This is a genomic window from Vibrio sp. 10N.247.311.14 (genome assembly GCF_041467715.1).
Taxonomy (GTDB): domain Bacteria; phylum Pseudomonadota; class Gammaproteobacteria; order Enterobacterales; family Vibrionaceae; genus Vibrio; species Vibrio crassostreae_C.
Genome location: NZ_JBFSVE010000045.1, coordinates 1 through 15,612 on the forward strand (window position 1 = coordinate 1; position 15,612 = coordinate 15,612).

Consider the following 15,612-nt stretch of genomic DNA (forward strand, 5'->3'; position numbering starts at 1 on the left):
TCGAGCTATTTCAAGTAGATATGACAAGCTAGAAAGGAATTATGCCAGCATGTTATCGCTGGCATTCATGTTAATGTGGCTACCGATGTATTGTTGAACGCGAAATGTACAGCAAAGATCAACACGCCCTAGCACTTCTAACATCTCGTTTAGAAGTGCTTTTTTAATCGCTTCGAATGAGACTGCAGTTTATGACTGCTCCTAACTTGTTATTGTCCAAATCCCATTTAGACGCCCAATAATTAAAAAAGGGATTGGTATTTCTACCAATCCCCTCCAAACTCTCTTTCTACTTTCAAGCTCTCAATTGCCTTTTGAACCGCAGGGCCAATCTGGCGCTTACGTGAAGTGACACCTTCCAAAGTCAGCATGTCACTTGTTGGTTCAGCGTTGAAAGCCGATTTGATGACTTGATAGTCGCTTTCATCCACCCACAATAAGTTCGCTTCTTTGTTCTTGGTATCTGTGATTGAAAAGAACAGATGGTCTAGCCCGTTCTCTTTTTTGTAAGTCTTCATTGCTGCTAGAAGATCGTCTTTACGGTCAATCAGTTGTTGAGCCATTAGTGTTTCAGCAACACCGATACCCACCTGTTTGCCACCGTACTTAAAGTTTTTGTAATCCAGCGTCAGAATGGTTTCAGATGAAAGGTGGCTAAGATCTGACTTAGCAACCAACATCTGTTGACCGAAGTCTTCGATATCTGAAATGCCTGCAACCTTCGCCAGCTTCTCTGCGTATTCACGATCATGATCTGTTGTAGTTGTTGATTGGAATACCACTGTGTCAGAAAGAATCGCACCCAAGCCAACACAAGCGAGGTGTTTAGGTAATGTCACATCGAGCTTTTCAGCATTGTCAGCCAGTATAGTTGCAGCTGAACCCCAACCTCGGATATCCATCTCGACAATCTGCGGGGTGTTAATTGGAGAGCCACCAATCGCATGATGATCGACCACTGCCACAATGGATGCTTGATCAATAGTTGGTGCTAATTGAGTCACTTGGTTGAAGTCAACCAGCCCCACTCGGTATGAAGAGTAATCTGTCTCTACACGTGGAGATTCTGCATTACAGTAGTTCAAGATAAACGTCGATTCAGGATTAATCGGCTCAGGCACTGTCGCCGTACCACCATAAATATGAGCCGCGAGCATCGCAGACATTACCGTGTCGCTGTCTGGGCTTAGGTGCCCTGTCCATACGAGATCTTCACTGTTTTCATTGGCAGATTGTTGCAAGCTAAAAGCAAAACTTGCTGAACTGAAAGACATAATTACGGCTGCAACGACAGGGGTTAGCTTCACGGGTATTTCCTTATTTAAATGCGATATAGAAGCCCATAAGCTAAACACCAAAAATTTCAGAACCGTGTAACTAATATTTCAGTTTTACTTCAGTAAGTAACTAAATGTAATTGCCCTTAGGCTTTCACTGTTAATCACACCAAGGCTCAACTTGGATTAGGTTAGCTTTTCATTATTTCACAATGAATTTCAATGAACCCTAATGATAAGAAAGCTAAGACACTGATTTATTGACCACATTACATCATCAACCCACATACTGAAAATAAGATAATCTTATTAAAAATGGATTATCGAAAGGCACAAAAAAGGCTGCAAAAGCAGCCTTATCGAGTAAGCATAAATATGCTATTCAATCATCGAGATCGAGGTTTTTTTCCTCCCCTTCCCGTTGCTGGTAAGGGAGCGGAGATGTACACCAAGGGGAGGTTAGGAGGGGATTCTAGTGTTTGTATCGAAAGGTGTTGCTGTCATCAATAATCTCAATTTTGACTTTTACTACGCCTTTCTTAACGTCACCAATTTGAGAAAATGCTTTGTGGGAAAGGTCAATCACTCGGCCTTTTACGTAAGGGCCTCTATCGTTAATTTTGACATCGACTGACTTGTTATTGGCTGTATTGGTCACTCTCACGATAGTCCCAAATGGCAAGGTTTTGTGAGCGGCTGTATAGGCGTTTTTATTATACGTTTCACCACTTGCCGTCAGTTTTCCATGGAATTTATCGCCATACCAAGAAGCCACTCCCACAAGCGCATGTGAATTGGCATAGCCCTTTGTTTTTGAAGTATCGACGGCCGCATGTGACGAGCATCCGGCAAGCAAAGTAATAAGAAAAGCGGCAAAGATAAGGTTTAGTTTTTTCATGCTATTTCAGTAGATCTTCTTCATGTAATGTTTATCTATTTTCATTGTAGTGCGGTTCAGCAGTATTGAACTGAGTATTATGAGTTCTCAGCGAAGGCTATTACTAGTGTGATTCCGCAATGTTTTCATGAAGCACGCTCGCTTCAGTCATATTCATGAAAGGTTTTATCTTCAAAACGTCAACTTTAACAATGCCTTAAAGTTGTTGATTTATTAACCACCACCACATGATGGAGCACTTAAAAAGCACACAAACAAAAAAAGGATTGGTATCTCTACCAATCCTCTTTAGGGGGTGTTTCGGTTTTCTACCTTATGACAGGTAGATAACACTATTACTCGTAGTCAGTCGCGTAAGTGTCTTCGTATGTGTGCGAGTAGAATTCGAACAGGTTGCCAAACGGGTCTTCTAGGTAAACCATTTGTGCTTGTTTTAGTTCGTCTTCTGGGTGGTAAGGCATGATGTCCATACGAACCTTACCGCCAAACTCTTCAACACGCTTAATCGCTGAATGAAACTGCTCTTTTGGAAGTTGCAGACAGAAGTGGAAGATACCTAAGCGAGAGAAATCAACTTCGTGACGCTCTTGACGCTCTTTCATTTCGAACAGCTCAACACCGATGCCATCAGATGTTACTAGGTGAGCAATGTTGAAACCTTTAAAGCCTTCACCAAATACTGCAATACACATGCGGCCGATTGCTGATTCGCGCTCTTCCATCACTTTAGTGTTGTTCATTACGATTCTTAGACCTAGCGCTTTTGTGTAAAACTCGACTGCTTTGTCCATGTCGCCAACCATGATGCCTACGTGATTCATTTTCATAACTTTCTCCAAATTCTCTTTAATTCTGTATTTTTCGAAGACTCGCTTCGGTGTTTCGTTTCGATGGAGAGAGTATATGGAGATACGACGATTAATTGAAATTATCATAATTTATATTAATGATAATTTTATGTTATTTACCAAGTTAAGTGAGATGCCAACACGTCACACAATAAGTTAAAGTTGAGAGCCACATATGTCATGTGGCTCTAGTTAAACATCCTTAGTTCAGCACGAAGAAGCCCGTTACGCTTTACTGGTCTGTACGACGTTCGAAATCTGCTTGGCTTTTGTTTCAGGCACCAAAGACATCAACCCGGTAGTCACAAGCGCGGCAATACCAGACATGGTTACAGGTGACCCAAATATGCTTTGCACTAGCTTGGGTGCTTCTTTCAATAAATCCGGCACTAGCATCACCCCAAGCCCTAAGCCTAGTGAGATGGCAATCGTCATAATTCTGCGGCGATCCAGTTTTTCATTGGCGATGATTTTGATGCCCGCCGCAGCAACCGTACCGAACATCACTAATGTCGCCCCGCCCAATACTGGCTTTGGAATCGTCATTAAAACCGCACCTAAGATGGGAAATAACCCTAACAGAAAAAGAATCGCGGCAATGAAGTAGCCGATGTAGCGACTCGCGATCCCCGTAAAATGGATCACACCGTTGTTCTGGCTGAAAGTCGTGTTCGGAAAAGTATTGAATACCGCTGCGATGAGCGAGTTCACACCGTCACCTAGCACGCCAGCCTTGAGTCGATTGATGTATTTTGGCCCCTTAACTGGCTGCCCTGAGAACATACTGTTGGCGGTAAGGTCACCCGTGGTTTCAATAACGGTAATCAAGTAAATAAAAGCGATAGGCAGGAAGGCTTGCCAATCAAAAGCGAAGCCATATTTAAATGGGACAGGAATACTCAATAGCGGTTGAGAAGCAAAAGAAACCATAGACGCTTTACCCATCAAAATGGCAACGCCCCAGCCAACTACCAACCCAACTAAAATCGACGACAGCCTAACCATATTATTGTTACTCAGGTTAAGCACGACTATGGTTCCGAGGACGATGGCACCCAACATCAGATTGCTTCCAGAGCCAAAATCTTCGGCGCCAACGCCACCCGCAATATCAGTAACACCGACTTTAATCAAAGAGATACCTATCGTCGTGATAACGATTCCAGTCACAACGGGCGTGATAACGACTTTGAGCTTTTCGATAAAGCGCGATAGTACGATTTCAACAAATGCACCAAAGAAGCAGACACCGAAAATGGTAGCGAGCATTTCATCTGGCCCACCTCCATTCGCTTTAACCAGAAAACCTGCACCTAATACAGATCCCAAGAACGCAAAGCTGGTTCCTTGGACACAGATCATCCCTGCGCCAACTGGCCCTATTTTTCTCGCTTGAATGAAGGTACCGACCCCAGACACCATGAGTGCCATGCTGATCAGATAAGGAATGTGCTCACCCAACCCAAGCACACCGCCAATAATGAGTGTGGGCGTGATAATACCAACGAAACTGGCTAATACATGCTGCAACGCTGCGTAACTGGCAGCTCTGACTGATGGTCGATCGTCTAATCCGTAGATCAATTCACTGTTCTGTTCCATGTGACTTCCTTTATGTATTTTTTATTGTATACAATTTACATAAAGACAATAGAGCAACATATATGCCAATGGTTTAACATCATACTTATCAATCAGTTAAGTTTCATCTCTAGCCAATGCTGCACTATAGAGCAACACAGTCGGCTTGTTTTAGTGCAACGAAGAACACACAAAGCACTCGTTTGCTCTAGTTTACTCGTTACCTCTAACCAAATACCGCAGACACAAAAAAGGATTGGTATTTCTACCAATCCTCTTTAGGGGGTGTTTCAGTTTTTCTACCTTATGATAGGTAGGTAGCGCCTATTACTCGTAATCAGTCGCGTACGTATCTTCGTATGAGTGAGAGTAGAATTCGAATAAGTTGCCAAACGGGTCTTCTAGGTAAACCATTTGCGCTTGTTTTAGTTCGTCTTCTGGGTGGTAACGGTGGATATCCATACGTACCTTACCGCCAAACTCTTCAACGCGCTTGATAGCTGAATGAAACTGCTCTTTAGGAAGCTGTAGACAGAAGTGGAAAATGCCCAGGCGAGAGAAATCAACGTTGTGACGCTCTTCACGGTCAACCATTTCGAACATCTCAACACCGATGCCATCAGAAGTGACTAGGTGAGCAATATTGAAGCCTTTAAAACCTTCGCCAAATACAGCGATACACATACGACCGATTGCTGATTCGCGCTCTTCCATCACTTTGGTGTTGTTCATTACGATTCTTAGACCTAGAGCTTTCGTGTAAAACTCGACTGCTTGGTCCATGTCACCCACCATGATGCCTACGTGATTCATTTTCATAACTTGCTCCAAATTCGTTTTAAATTCTGTGCTTTTCGAAGTCTAGCTTCGGTGTTTCGTTTCGATGGAGAGAGTATAGGTACATGCGTTAATTAATTGAAATTATCATAATTTATATTAATGATAATTTTTTGTTATTTACAGTTTGATATAACAACTCAACTCACGCAAAGAAACCATACCGAACCCTACCTACATAGACACATAGATACACACACCAATAGAGATAAGCCCAATGTAGAGAACAACCTAAAGAGCATAGCTACTTAAATTGGGAGTTGTTGATGTTTGATGGCTTTTGTTAATTGTTTTTGTTGATAGCTTTTACCGATAGCCTTTTCCTTTCGAAGATAGGATTCGCCTATTGAATCTATAGAAATGTCCGATTTCACTAATTTTCGGTGGCAATGCAATATATCTACATCGACGCGGGATAGCGTTAAACACTATAAATTAGAAAGAGAGTCAAATCATGATCAACACAGAAATCAAACCATTCAACGCAACAGCATTCAAAAACGGCGAATTCGTAGAAATCACTGAGCAAGACGTTAAAGGCAAGTGGGCTGTATTCTTCTTCTACCCAGCAGACTTCACGTTTGTATGTCCAACTGAGCTAGTTGACCTACAAGACAAATACGCAGAGCTTCAATCTCGCGGCGTAGAAGTTTACTCAGTATCAACTGACACTCACTTCTCTCACAAAGCATGGCACGATACTTCTGACAAAATCGGCACTATCGAATACTTCATGGTAGGCGACCAAACTGGCAACATCACAAATAACTTCAACGTTATGCGTGAAGGTCAAGGCCTTGCAGACCGTGCAACGTTCCTAATCGACCCTGAAGGCGTTATCCAAGCAATGGAAATCACAGCTGAAGGCATCGGCCGTGACGCAGAAGACCTACTACGCAAGGTTAAAGCAGCACAATACGTAGCCGCTAACCCAGGTGAAGTTTGCCCAGCTAAATGGAAAGAAGGCGAAGAGACTCTAGCTCCATCTCTAGACCTAGTAGGCAAGATTTAATCTAAGCCTAGCTAACAAGAATAGATAAACGGTTCTACAGGCGCGCTTCGGCCCCCCTCCTAAAGGGCAGTCGCGCGCCACCCTTTCAAAACATCAACACCACAATATTTGCCGACTTGCGCCCCCTTTTTATTTTCCTTTTTCAGCAAGAAGGTATTGGTCAATACCAAGACACAGAATTTAAGAGCAGGCACGATTATGTTAGATCAAGCAATGAAGCAGCAGCTAAAAGCATACCTAGAAAACCTAAAAACCAATGTTCAGTTAGTGCTTAGCCTGGATGGCAGCGACACCGCGAACAAACTTCAAGATCTGGCGAATGACATCTCGTCTTTAACCGATAAAATTGAAGTGACTCGCGATGACAGCGCAAGCACTCGCAGCCCTATCATGCAGGTCGTGAACCAAGAGAAAGGCACCGCGATCGGTTTTGCCGGTTTGCCAATGGGTCACGAATTTACGTCACTGGTTCTAGCACTGCTTCATAGTGGTGGTCACCCTATCAAGCTTGAAGCGGACGTAATCGAGCAAATTAAAGAACTCGATCAAGAGCTTAATGTAGAGATTTTTATCTCGCTCTCATGCCAAAACTGTCCAGAAGTGGTTCAAGCCTTCAATATGATGTCGGCGATTAATCCTCTGGTTAAGACAACGATGATCGACGGCGCAGCATTCCAAGATGAAGTGAAGTCTCGCGACATCATGGCAGTACCAAGTGTATTCGTTAATGGTGAGCTATTTGGTCAAGGCCGTATGTCACTGGCTGAAATCCTTAACAAGGTTGATTCAGGCGCAGCGGAAAAGAAAGCAGCAAACCTAAACCAACAAGCACCGTTTGATGTATTGGTTGTCGGCGGCGGCCCTGCAGGTTCTTCAGCGGCAATTTATGCTGCACGTAAAGGCATTCGTACTGGTGTGGTTGCTGACCGATTCGGCGGCCAAGTGATGGACACCATGGCGATTGAGAACTTTATCTCAGTGAAAGCAACCACCGGCCCTAAATTAGTGGCAAGCCTTGAAGAGCACGTAAAAGAGTACGGTGTTGAAGTAATGACTGAGCAGCGCGCTGCAAACATCATTGCGGCAGAAGACACTGAAGACGGTTACATCCACGTTGAGCTAGAGAGCGGCGCAACACTACGAGCTCGCACGGTTATCACAAGTACCGGTGCTCGCTGGCGTGAAATGAACGTTCCGGGCGAGCAAGAGTACCGCAACAAAGGTGTTGCTTACTGCCCACACTGTGACGGTCCATTGTTCAAAGGCAAAAAAACAGCGGTTATCGGTGGCGGTAACTCAGGTATTGAAGCGGCTATCGACCTAGCAGGTATTGTGGAACATGTAACCGTACTTGAATTTGCAGACACACTGCGTGCTGACCAAGTGCTTATCGACAAAGCGAACGCAACACCAAACATCGAAATCATCAAGATGGCTCAAACCACAAAAGTGTTGGGTGATGGAAATCGCGTAACCGGTCTGGAATACAAAGACCGCAACACTGAAGAACTAAAACAGATCGAACTAGCGGGTATCTTTGTTCAAATCGGCCTAATGCCAAACAGCGAATGGTTGAAGGGTTCGAAAGTTGAGCTCTCACCACGCGGTGAGATCGAGATTAACGCTCATGGCGCAACATCAATGAAAGGTGTCTTCGCGGCAGGCGATGTGACCACAGTACCTTACAAACAGATCATCATTGCGATGGGTGAAGGTGCTAAAGCAAGTTTAGGTGCATTTGACCACCTAATCCGTAACTCAGCTCCAGTTAAAGAGGCTGAATCCGTTTAATCTTTAAACTGAAAAGCTTTTAACTCAAGTTCCTTAAATATTTGTTAACTTAATTCTTTATTGTTAACGACTTAGTCGACATTTAGACACCACTCCTATGGATTTAGGAGTGGTTTTTTTCTTTGTGATTTATGCCGGTTGATAAAGCATAAAGGCCACCACCATTGCTAAGCTTCCACCCAAGCAGCGGTTCACAAACATCATCTGTTTTGGTGATTGCAGCAACTTTTTAAGCATGGTACCGCAATACGCCCACACCAACATACATGGTACACCGGTAATAACCATACCCGCGATAATGGTCACCACTTGAATTAGGTAGTCTGCATTCGGAGTGATGAACTGTGAAAACACGGTTAATGACGCTATCCAACCTTTAGGGTTTAACACCTGCACCAGCACACCCGACACAAAGCCTGAACGATTGTCGGTGGTGCTTTCTTCGATTTGCATATTCGCAATCGACCACGCCATGAACAGCAAATAAGCCGCACCCGCGTATTTCAAAATGCTGTATAGCTCTGGGTAAAGGGTAAATAGGCTCACCAAACCGACACTAGAACCCGCCAATACGATGATGATGCCAACAGCGTTCCCAGAGATAAAAGGTAAAGTCGCAGCAAATCCATAACGACTTGAAATCCCAAGTAATGCGATATTGCCAGCCCCAGGGGTAATTGCAATTGATGTTGAAAATAGCAAGAACGCCAGCATTAATTGAGAGCTCATTTCCTCTCACTCCTAATAAGTAAAGTATTTATAGGGGGAGAGTTTACAGATTCGACTAGGAATTAAATTGCTATATAGGCTAATATTAATCCAAATTTGAGCAAGACTTTTCTAAAATAGCCATGAAACAGAAAGAATCCACCAAAGAAGTGTTAGATGACACAGATATCGCCATCTTAGAGCATATCCAGCAAGACGGACGCATGAGCAACAGCAAGCTCGCAGAGAAGGTCAACCTCAGCGAAACCCCATGCTGGCGTCGTTGGAAACGCATGGAGGAAACTGGCTATATCGATGGTTACGCCGCTAAGCTGAATCGTAAGAAATTAGGCTTTCATGTGGCTGGTTTTACTCTTGTGACCTTGGGTAACCATGAAGTTGAAAACACAGAACCATTCGAAGAATTTGTCGCGGTAACCGATTGGATTCCTATGTGTCACTGCATTGCAGGCGGCGCCGATTACATGGTGCAAGTGTTGGCGAAAGATTTAGAAGAGTACTTTGAGCGTATTAGCTCGATCAGACGAGTCAAAGGCGTGAGTGCGATTCAGTCGAACATCTCAGTAAAAGAGTTGAAAAACAGCTATCGATTACCGCTTTCAGATTAGCTCCCTAAAACACATAAAACAAAAAGCCCAGCCGCGATAGATTTCTAAAGTCTAAGGCTCTGGGCTTAACGTTATTATTTACTGGGTTAACTGGCTTAGCTATTCACAAGGATGAGCTAGATGGATCAAGGCTAAACCACCGAGTGATGTTTCACGATATTTCTTGTTCATGTCTTTACCGGTTTGGTACATGGTTGCGATGACCTTATCGAGTGAGATCAAAGACTTGCTGTTTCGCTTCAATGCCATGCGAGATGCATTAATTGCCTTCATCGCACCCATCGCATTTCGCTCGATACACGGCACTTGAACCAAGCCGCCAATTGGGTCACAAGTCATACCCAATGAGTGTTCCATCGCGATTTCCGCCGCAATACAGATCTGCTCATTGCTGCCACCGCGTAGTGCCGTTAATCCCGCAGCCGCCATAGAGGATGATACGCCTACCTCACCTTGGCATCCTACTTCCGCACCAGAGATCGAAGCGTTAGTTTTGTACAGAATACCAATCGCGCCCGATACCGCTAAGAAATCTTTTAACTGCTTAGTATCCAACTCTTTAATGAAGCGATGGTAGTACATCAACACAGCAGGAATAACGCCCGCCGCACCATTGGTTGGTGATGTTACCACTTGGCCACCAGCCGCATTTTCTTCGCTAACCGCAAACGCAAACAAGTTAATCCAATCCATGATTTCCATTGGGTCGTTTTCAACCGCCGCATTCGCTTCTAACTTTTTCAGTAGGTTAGGCGCACGACGAGTTACGTTCAAACCACCATCAAGAATGCCTTCGGTTTCAAAGCCACGCTCCATACAACGACTCATCACTCGCCAGATTTGATCCGCTTTCTCTGAAATAATGTCAGCGCCTTCGAACTCCGCTTCATTTTTTAGAATCATACCACCGAGGCTCATCCCACTATTGTCAGCTTGTTGAAGCATTTCATCGGCGTTTTTGAACGGGAAAGGAACTTCTACCGCTTGGGTTTGAGTACCATTTTGCAGTTCATCAGCAGTTGCGATAAAACCGCCGCCAATCGAATAATAAGTTTCATCGACAATCACGTTGCCACTCTGGTCAAACGCAGTAATCATCATGCCATTTTCATGCAGAGGCAGATTGTCTTTGTGGAACAACATGTCGGTTTCGTAGTTGAAGGCAATGTGCTTGGTGCCCGCTAAATCCATCTCACCACTGTCTACGGCATGACGCATTGCTTGGTTTGCGCTGGTGATTTTGATGGTGTCTGGTTTATTGCCGAGTAGCCCCAATATTGTAGCTCTGTCGGTGTGGTGACCTATGCCAGTCAATGACAAAGAACCGTATAAATCCACCTGAATACGCGTCACTTCTGCGATTTTATCAGCGATTAATTGTGTGAAATGGAAACCCGCAATCATTGGGCCGTTGGTGTGAGAGCTCGATGGCCCAACACCAATTTTGTAGATATCAAAGATCGATAACATAGATATACCAGTAAAAAATCGGTCAATTAAGAAAGAGCGGCATAAAGCCAATCAGGGATAACAGTACAAGCAGCAATCGTCACAACAGCGAACACCAACAAGCCATAATGACTCGCGGTAGGCTTTGCAAACAAATGCTTTTGCTTTTCTATAAATTCATTTTGTTGCTCGGTTACCTCTCCCCAGAAGCGGCTCACAACAACACCTAACACTAAGAAAACCACAGTGCCAATCAAGGCAAACCAAGGCCAAGCTATTCCGCTGTATTTGGCGATGAATACGACGGCCACACTGCCAATACTGCCCGCAATTACGCCTTTCTCGTTTGCTTGTTTGAAGAACAAACCCAAGATGAAAGAGCCAAGGCGAATACCAACAAAAATAGAGGTTAAGCTCGCAATCGTTTTAAGCACTGATTCATTAGAAACAGCCAGTAACGCAGGCACAACAACCGACGCTGCAGCAACCAGGCTCATTTTTCTAGCCACTGATTCATAGTGCGCGTCAGAGGCTTGCTTACGGAAGAAGCGCTTATAGAAATCGAACGTTGCGACCGTCGCCATTGAGTTATAGGTGGAATCCAATGTCGACATTGCCGCAGCCGAAAGTGCTGAGATCACCAAACCAACAATGATTGGGTTGGTATGGTTAAACACAAAATCGAGAATCACTTCGTTGCTGTTTTCAAAACTGCTGTCTTGATAAAAGACACTTAACAGCACCCCCATCACAGCAAAGAACAGATAAACAAAAAATGCGCCGTAGCCACAAAGCAACATCGATTTTTGCGCTGTTTTAACACACTTAGTCGCCAATGTTCTTTGAATAATCAGTTGGTTAGTGCCATACACACTCAGGTGCAAGAAGCTCACAGCCACTACGCCGGCCCACAATGTGGTATCGACGCCTAAGTCAAAATCGAGATTGATGATATTCAAATGTTCAGGAGACAACATCTCGCCCGCATCGATTTTCATCAGCAATAAAACAAAGATCGCAATGCTGCCGATAATCAACACTGCTGACTGAAGCATGTCAGTCCAGATTACAGTCGAGATACCACCCGCATAGGTATACAACGCAGTAAATACGCTGATGTAGATGATCGCCTCAGAGATACTCACTGGCAGCACTTGCACTAAGATCAGGGCTACCGCATACAGAATAACCCCTGCCGAAATACACTGAACCACAATGAACACGATGGAATTGATCGTGCGAGCAACAACGCCAAAGCGGTGCTCTAGGTATTCGTAAATCGAGGTTAGGCCGAGCTTGTAAAACACCGGAACAAAGAAAAGCACAGTGAAAAAGATCACTATTGGATAGTTCAAATGTACGCTCATCGCTTCCATGCCTGAGCTATAAACCCAGCCCGGCATGCCAACGAACGTCATTGCGCTGATGTAGGTTGCAAGAATCGACACACCTGCCGTAAACCAACCAAACTGTTTTCCACCAGTCGAAAAGTCGCCACCGACGCTATAGCGCCTATTAACTAAGTAGCTGATAAACAAAGTAGTTAGCACATAAAGAGCAATAACCACAAAACTTGAGTACGTAACCATTTTTAGATTCCGTTTATTGTATGTCGCAATTAATTCGCTGCCAATAGTACTCAAAAATGGATGTTTTCCCTCAAAAACCCACAATAAGTGTGACTATTATCACTAAGATAGACGATTAAACACTCAAATCGCCCCACAAAGCACAAAAACCCAGTTAAATGAGATCAAGATCACTAAAATGCACAAAATGGGTACGCACTCATTTTAAAATTGACTTTGATCACGGATCTAATAACCACAAAAATTCTATTATCTCTCCCGAAATGAAGACGGTGTGATGAAGCTAAATAATCAACACACAATAATTAAAACCAAAACCACCCTATATAAAATAAAGGTTTATCGGTCATGACCATTAAAAAACACATGAGCGAAGTTCCTATGATTCAAAGGGTAGCCGCATATCTAGCAATTCTAGTAGGTTACTTTTTTTATTGTTATAACTTTGTAATTATTGACTACGTACGCCCATACATTGTGGAAGAATATGCTGGTATTAGCCTTTCTGATACCGCTCAGTTCTACACTTGGCAGTCTGTTGGTGCTCTGATTGGTGCACTGAGCTGTGCATGGTTCGCAACCAAGTTCGGCAAAAAGTCCACGCTAGTAGCAATTACGGCATTAAACGGTGGTGCAACCATCATCAACATGATGTTTACCGACTACGCCACTTGGGCCGCAATGCGTTTCATCATTGGACTGTCTTTAGGCGGTTACTTCACTGTAGCTGTATCTTTGATGATTGGCCTATTTACACCAACGGTTCGCGGTAAGTTGACTGCTTTTGCTTCTTCAATGTTCTCTGTTGCTTTAGTGGCAATGGGCGCTTACGCAGCCTTCATTACAAGTGTTGATGCACCTTGGCAGAGCCTAATGTGGGTAGGTGGTATTCCACCGCTTGTAGCAGCAGCGTTAATGATCTTTGTATTACCAAGCGACAAAACAGTGATCGCCTACGGTGAAGAAGATCAACAAACCACAACCAATGCAGCTGGTGAAGTAACCGAAGCTAAAAAAGGTTCTTGGGGTGAGATGTTAAGCAAGCCTTACCGCAAAATTACGATTACTTGTTTACTTCTTTCTGGTCTTAACTTCTACGGATTCCAATTCTTCGGTGGCTTTGTAACTACCTACCTGAAAGATGTTCGTATGTTTGATGGTGCAACCATCGGTTTGATCTTCTCTATCTCAGCATTTGGTTCACTCTTCGGTGCTTGGTTCTGGGGATGGGCAGCAGATAAGTACGGTCGTAAGATCAACGCGTTCGGCTTCATCCTCGCAGGTATTATGGTTTCTATCTTCTTTGTCGCACCTGGTGACATGATGATTGGCGGCCTAAACATGCTGGCTCTTCTAGGTCTTATCTACAACTTCGGCCTGTCTGCTTCTGCAGTATGGGGCGGTTACTTCTCTGAATTGTTCCCAGCACGCTTGCGTAGCTATGGTGCAGCTTTATTCCATGGCGGTCGTATTATCGGCATGTGGGCACCAATGGTTCTTATCTTCATCCAAGAGCGTACCGACCTACAAACAGCAATGTGGGGCTCACCAATCGTATGGATTATCGCCGGCCTACTATGGCTAACACTGCCTGAAACTCTAAAAGGTGGCGTCTTCGATAAGAGCAAAAAAGCTGAAGCAGCAAAAGCTTAATTCGACACTCATACGCTGAAGTTCAAATACGAAAAGTTTAAAGCCGGCTGATAAATCAGCCGGTAACAAAATCCAAATCGAGTCCTGTTCCGAATGTTGACTCGACAACACAAAGAGAAATTATTATGTCTAAATATCAAGAAGCGAAACGCATTGTTCGTGAATACTTCGATGCAATGGAAAACGCAACTCACGAGAACGTTGCTGAAGTTTTAAAAGCACACACTTCTGAAGATTACTTGTGGCGCGGTGTTTACCCATTCCGTGAGCAAGAAGGCGCACAAGCAGCAGCTGACGTATTCTGGGCACCAATGATGAAGTCAATGACTCGCATGCAGCGTCGTCAAGACATCTTCATCGGTGGTAACAACGAAGTTAACCCAGATGAGATTTGGGTAATGAGCATGGGTCACTTCATGGGTCTATTCGACGCTGAATACCTAGGTATGCGCCCAACTGGCAAGATCATGAACGTTCGCTACGCAGAATTTAACTGTGTTGTTGATGGCAAAATCACTAAGACAGGCCTGTTTCTAGACCTACTAGGCATGATGGATCAAGCGGGTTGCTACCCACTTCCACCATCAACTGGTAAGCACTTCGTATACCCTGGCCCACGTAACCACGACGGTCTGCTATTCGAAGACGCGGCTCCAGAAGAAGGTGTTGCGACACTGGCTCTAGTAAACAAAATGGTTGATGACCTGTCTGCTCTTAACGACAGCGGCGCAATGGGTTGCCCACCAGAAGTACTCGCGAAGAGCTGGTCAAAAGACATGATTTGGTACGGCCCATGTGGTATCGGCGCGTCTTACACTATTCCTCGTTACCAACAACAGCACCAACTTCCTTTCCGTAATAACCTGAAAGACAAGAAGTTCAACGGCCACGTTTGTCGTTTCGCTGAAGGTAACTTCTCTTGTTTCTTCGGTTGGCCAAACCTATCAAACACACCAACAGGTGGCTTCCTAGGTATGACTGGCGGCGAAGTGCGTGCAAACATGCAAGTGGTTGACGTTTACTACCGCGACGGTGACAAACTGTCTGAGAACTGGGTTCTTATCGACCTTCCTTACTGGCTACAACAGCAAGGTCTAGATGTGTTCGAACGCACTTCAAGCATCATGAACCCAACGCTGTAATCGATACGCTTTAATCCAAAAGATTGAAACGAAATAGTGGCAACCTAAATAGACATCTGATTTAGGTTGCCACGCTTACTGGGGGACCCTTCTCGCTCCTAGTAAGTGCTCCAACCAATTCATTATTGCTCCACTAATAACTGAATCTACTAGTGCCTCATGGATGGGGTACACCCTGCCAAACCATTACCAATATAA

At 44.2% G+C, this 15,612-nt stretch carries 13 protein-coding genes and 1 pseudogene; 6 read left to right on the top strand and 8 right to left on the bottom strand.

Annotated elements, in window-relative coordinates; genetic code table 11:
* Positions 1–97, top strand: a pseudogene (locus AB6F11_RS15805) (IS5/IS1182 family transposase); the annotation flags it as partial.
* Positions 98–263: 166 nt separating this feature from the next.
* On the opposite strand, the gene AB6F11_RS15810 reads toward AB6F11_RS15805, so the two are convergent.
* The 5 genes from AB6F11_RS15810 to AB6F11_RS15830 all read right to left on the bottom strand — a co-directional run bounded on the left by AB6F11_RS15810 (position 264) and on the right by AB6F11_RS15830 (position 5,423).
* Positions 264–1,307 (bottom strand): manganese-dependent inorganic pyrophosphatase, encoded by a 1,044-nt coding sequence (locus tag AB6F11_RS15810; protein WP_104216374.1) that lies wholly within the window; start codon positions 1,305–1,307, stop codon positions 264–266.
* 442 nt (positions 1,308–1,749) lie between these two features.
* On the bottom strand, positions 1,750–2,175 hold the full coding sequence (locus AB6F11_RS15815) for a septal ring lytic transglycosylase RlpA family protein (protein ID WP_017068116.1): 426 nt from the start codon (positions 2,173–2,175) through the stop codon (positions 1,750–1,752).
* A 335-nt stretch (positions 2,176–2,510) separates the two neighbouring features.
* Positions 2,511–3,002, bottom strand: a complete 492-nt coding sequence (locus AB6F11_RS15820) for a VOC family protein (RefSeq protein WP_102393691.1) — start codon at positions 3,000–3,002, stop codon at positions 2,511–2,513.
* Positions 3,003–3,248: 246 nt separating this feature from the next.
* Positions 3,249–4,625, bottom strand: a complete 1,377-nt coding sequence (locus AB6F11_RS15825; RefSeq protein ID WP_017071678.1) for a uracil-xanthine permease family protein — start codon at positions 4,623–4,625, stop codon at positions 3,249–3,251.
* A 306-nt stretch (positions 4,626–4,931) separates the two neighbouring features.
* Positions 4,932–5,423 carry a VOC family protein gene (locus tag AB6F11_RS15830; protein ID WP_102393690.1) on the bottom strand — a complete coding sequence of 164 codons (492 nt, stop codon included), beginning with the start codon at positions 5,421–5,423 and terminating at the stop codon, positions 4,932–4,934.
* A 472-nt stretch (positions 5,424–5,895) separates the two neighbouring features.
* On the opposite strand from AB6F11_RS15830, the gene ahpC reads away from it, so the two are divergent.
* The gene (gene ahpC, locus AB6F11_RS15835; protein ID WP_016798107.1) at positions 5,896–6,453 is read left to right on the top strand and encodes an alkyl hydroperoxide reductase subunit C; all 558 of its coding nucleotides are present in this window, start codon (positions 5,896–5,898) and stop codon (positions 6,451–6,453) included.
* Positions 6,454–6,651: 198 nt separating this feature from the next.
* Positions 6,652–8,244 carry an alkyl hydroperoxide reductase subunit F gene (gene ahpF, locus AB6F11_RS15840; protein WP_102393689.1) on the top strand — a complete coding sequence of 531 codons (1,593 nt, stop codon included), beginning with the start codon at positions 6,652–6,654 and terminating at the stop codon, positions 8,242–8,244.
* Between the two features lie 129 nt (positions 8,245–8,373).
* Here the strand turns inward: ahpF and AB6F11_RS15845 are convergent, their stop codons facing one another.
* Entirely contained in the window at positions 8,374–8,973 is a 600-nt protein-coding gene (locus tag AB6F11_RS15845; protein WP_017071831.1) for a LysE family translocator, read from the bottom strand.
* Positions 8,974–9,095: 122 nt separating this feature from the next.
* On the opposite strand from AB6F11_RS15845, the gene AB6F11_RS15850 reads away from it, so the two are divergent.
* Positions 9,096–9,581 (top strand): Lrp/AsnC family transcriptional regulator, encoded by a 486-nt coding sequence (locus AB6F11_RS15850; protein WP_017065258.1) that lies wholly within the window; start codon positions 9,096–9,098, stop codon positions 9,579–9,581.
* 99 nt (positions 9,582–9,680) lie between these two features.
* On the opposite strand, the gene AB6F11_RS15855 is transcribed toward AB6F11_RS15850, so the two are convergent.
* Together AB6F11_RS15855 and AB6F11_RS15860 are read right to left on the bottom strand one after the other, a co-directional pair.
* The gene (locus tag AB6F11_RS15855; protein ID WP_017065257.1) at positions 9,681–11,051 is read right to left on the bottom strand and encodes an L-serine ammonia-lyase; all 1,371 of its coding nucleotides are present in this window, start codon (positions 11,049–11,051) and stop codon (positions 9,681–9,683) included.
* A 26-nt stretch (positions 11,052–11,077) separates the two neighbouring features.
* On the bottom strand, positions 11,078–12,619 hold the full coding sequence (locus tag AB6F11_RS15860; RefSeq protein WP_017065256.1) for a sodium:solute symporter family transporter: 1,542 nt from the start codon (positions 12,617–12,619) through the stop codon (positions 11,078–11,080).
* Between the two features lie 348 nt (positions 12,620–12,967).
* Between AB6F11_RS15860 and AB6F11_RS15865 the strand changes: the two genes are divergently transcribed.
* A complete protein-coding gene (locus AB6F11_RS15865) occupies positions 12,968–14,272 on the top strand; it encodes an MFS transporter (RefSeq protein ID WP_017104144.1) in 1,305 nt (434 codons plus the stop codon).
* Positions 14,273–14,397: 125 nt separating this feature from the next.
* Entirely contained in the window at positions 14,398–15,414 is a 1,017-nt protein-coding gene (locus AB6F11_RS15870; protein WP_017065254.1) for a nuclear transport factor 2 family protein, read from the top strand.
* Positions 15,415–15,612: the final 198 nt, after the last annotated feature.

What these genes read in the sequence shown, in the direction of transcription:
- AB6F11_RS15850 (WP_017065258.1), top strand. Translation starts at nt 9,096, where the DNA reads ATGAAACAGAAAGAATCCACCAAAGAAGTGTTAGATGACACAGATATC.
- AB6F11_RS15870 (WP_017065254.1), top strand. Translation starts at nt 14,398, where the DNA reads ATGTCTAAATATCAAGAAGCGAAACGCATTGTTCGTGAATACTTCGAT.
- ahpF (WP_102393689.1), top strand. Translation starts at nt 6,652, where the DNA reads ATGTTAGATCAAGCAATGAAGCAGCAGCTAAAAGCATACCTAGAAAAC.
- AB6F11_RS15830 (WP_102393690.1), bottom strand. Translation starts at nt 5,423, where the DNA reads ATGAAAATGAATCACGTAGGCATCATGGTGGGTGACATGGACCAAGCA.
- AB6F11_RS15825 (WP_017071678.1), bottom strand. Translation starts at nt 4,625, where the DNA reads ATGGAACAGAACAGTGAATTGATCTACGGATTAGACGATCGACCATCA.
- AB6F11_RS15855 (WP_017065257.1), bottom strand. Translation starts at nt 11,051, where the DNA reads ATGTTATCGATCTTTGATATCTACAAAATTGGTGTTGGGCCATCGAGC.
- ahpC (WP_016798107.1), top strand. Translation starts at nt 5,896, where the DNA reads ATGATCAACACAGAAATCAAACCATTCAACGCAACAGCATTCAAAAAC.
- AB6F11_RS15815 (WP_017068116.1), bottom strand. Translation starts at nt 2,175, where the DNA reads ATGAAAAAACTAAACCTTATCTTTGCCGCTTTTCTTATTACTTTGCTT.
- AB6F11_RS15865 (WP_017104144.1), top strand. Translation starts at nt 12,968, where the DNA reads ATGACCATTAAAAAACACATGAGCGAAGTTCCTATGATTCAAAGGGTA.
- AB6F11_RS15820 (WP_102393691.1), bottom strand. Translation starts at nt 3,002, where the DNA reads ATGAAAATGAATCACGTAGGCATCATGGTTGGCGACATGGACAAAGCA.
- AB6F11_RS15860 (WP_017065256.1), bottom strand. Translation starts at nt 12,619, where the DNA reads ATGGTTACGTACTCAAGTTTTGTGGTTATTGCTCTTTATGTGCTAACT.
- AB6F11_RS15845 (WP_017071831.1), bottom strand. Translation starts at nt 8,973, where the DNA reads ATGAGCTCTCAATTAATGCTGGCGTTCTTGCTATTTTCAACATCAATT.